The 1991-nt window shown below is 42.1% G+C and carries 3 protein-coding genes and 1 pseudogene; 1 reads left to right on the forward strand and 3 read right to left on the reverse strand.

Going from position 1 to position 1991, the window contains the following annotated elements:
• Together F6K37_RS45910 and F6K37_RS39840 are read right to left on the reverse strand one after the other, a co-directional pair.
• Positions 1–98 (reverse strand): annotated as a pseudogene (locus F6K37_RS45910) (HAD family hydrolase); the annotation flags it as partial.
• A gap of 105 nt (positions 99–203) precedes the next feature.
• Complete coding sequence (locus F6K37_RS39840) at positions 204–329, reverse strand: hypothetical protein (protein WP_267871975.1); 126 nt, start codon at positions 327–329, stop codon at positions 204–206.
• Positions 330–430: 101 nt separating this feature from the next.
• Here F6K37_RS39840 and F6K37_RS39845 point away from each other — a divergent pair, with 101 nt between their 5' ends.
• Positions 431–664: a hypothetical protein gene (locus F6K37_RS39845; protein WP_131827003.1), complete on the forward strand. Its 234-nt coding sequence runs from the start codon at positions 431–433 to the stop codon at positions 662–664.
• Here the strand turns inward: F6K37_RS39845 and F6K37_RS39850 are convergent.
• Positions 629–1991 (reverse strand): NYN domain-containing protein (locus F6K37_RS39850; protein ID WP_287256788.1); only part of this gene is annotated, 1363 nt, incomplete at its 5' end. The genes F6K37_RS39845 and F6K37_RS39850 overlap by 36 nt on opposite strands.

Raw genomic sequence — 1991 nt, forward strand, 5'->3', positions numbered from 1 at the left:
GGGCGTTGGATTTCTTTGAGACAAAACTGGTAAACCCGATAGTAACGCTCCGACACATTCATGATCGGACCGTCAAAGTCTGTAAATACTCTAATCATTATCTAACAAAATGTAATATTTATTTACATTATTATCTCATCCCGTGAGTATTTATCACTAAAGTTACGAATTTGTAACATTGCCTATGTCTTAGGACTTACCCATTACTCCTGACAGGGGTAGGTTTTTGAGGTTTGGGTCGGGAGTCGGGAGTCGGGAGTCCGGAGTCGGGAGTCGGGAGTCGGGAGTCGGGAGTCGGGAGTCGGGGAAACGCCCTCAGCTGGGCGCACCCGTCCCTTAAATTCTTGTAGATTTGGATATCTATATTATTGGAGTTTTTTGGCAATGAAAGTACGTACTCCCCCCAAAGTTAAAAACCTACCCGGGCATCTTGCGTGGAACGAGCATCTTGCGTGGAACGGGCATCTTGCCCGTTACTGATCTTGTCGGGCAGGCAGGATGCCCACCCCACTTATTCATATTGATCCAAAGATTCAGCAATGCTGGATTTTTTACCGATTCCCGACTCCCGATTCCCGATTCCCGATTCCCGATTCCCGATTCCCGACTCCCGACTACTCTAGAGTTTTTACTGTTCAATAACTACCGCATTCAACCCGTCTAACCGTAAAGCCACTTGATAAGCTTTACCAACTTTCTTCAGTTTAAACGCTCCTAAGGATTGCAAAAATTTGGGGAATGTACCTTTTAAATTTAAGTCTCTCATCAACTGAGTAATGGGTCGAGAGTATTGTTTTTTAAATTCAGTAGCTATATGAGCGATCGGAACATAAGGATCTTTATAGTTTGTCTTCAAATCCTTGAGGAGTTTAACTAGTATCTCTTCCAAATCTGATTTAGATTCAATTTTAGATAAAGGCTTAACAGTAGGCTTTAACTGAATAGTCTTTAAAGAAGAGGTCTTTTTAATGAAAGAAATTGGCTTTTCAAATAGAGTTATATAAAAATTTGAAGTCCCCGGTATGTGATGAGTAACAAATTCCTTGGGGTAATCACTAAAAATATCGGTTGTTAGTTTTCCCGGCAAGCGCAGGGACACAACTTGATTGATGGTAAGCTGATACTTAGACTCAAATAGATAAGATAGTCTAGACAGGTTTATCCAAGCATTGGAAGTGCGTTTTTGTTCAGCTTTGAGGATGTCTTTGAGCTGATTAATAAATTCTTCAAGGGTGGGAATTTCTGGTACAGAAACCAGAGAATGGGCTTTAGTTTCACGAGTTTTGTTATTTAAAACAATGATTTTATCGTTTTGTTTACGCACCAAATAGACTGTTAGTCCATGGGTTTGTAGGGTGGTGCAAAGATGAGTCATTACCCCATCAGAGGAACAGACTAAGACTTCCTTGGCGGTTGGATAATGGATAAAGATAGAAGCGCCAACGGTAGCCATCTTAAAATCAGCGCTGTCCTTTCCTGGTGGGACGTGAATTAGCTCATAGCCACGAGTATGCAGTTCAGTGTCATACTTACCCATAGCACGCCAATTGGCAACAGCAATTTTGATTTGGATCGGGTAGGAACAAATTTGAGCTAGGAATTTTTCGGTTTCACTATTGAGCCGTAAATTTTCGGCATCTAGCAGTAAGATGGCAATTCCTGTGCCTAGCTTTGGCAAAGGGGAAACTGATGTTGGGGTTTTATTATTAGTAGAGACACCAGTAGAGACAGCTAAGTTATGGGAATTACTCCCTGGCTTGGGTCGGATAGAGTGACGAAGTTTTTGGGTCAGTTCCCTAAAGCTGGGGGAGTTGAAATAACCAGGAATAAACAGAACTTGCAGTAATTTCCTGACTTTGATAATTCGTCGGGGCCAATCTTGCTCTTGGCTGAGTTCTGATTTGAACTTGGCCAGGAAAGCCGATTGATGACGGGGCTTATCCCAAGCGATTTTTCGGTATTTTTCCTTGAGTAATTCGGACTGCTGCTGC

The organism is Moorena sp. SIO4E2 (assembly GCF_010671945.1).
Taxonomy (GTDB): domain Bacteria; phylum Cyanobacteriota; class Cyanobacteriia; order Cyanobacteriales; family Coleofasciculaceae; genus Moorena; species Moorena producens.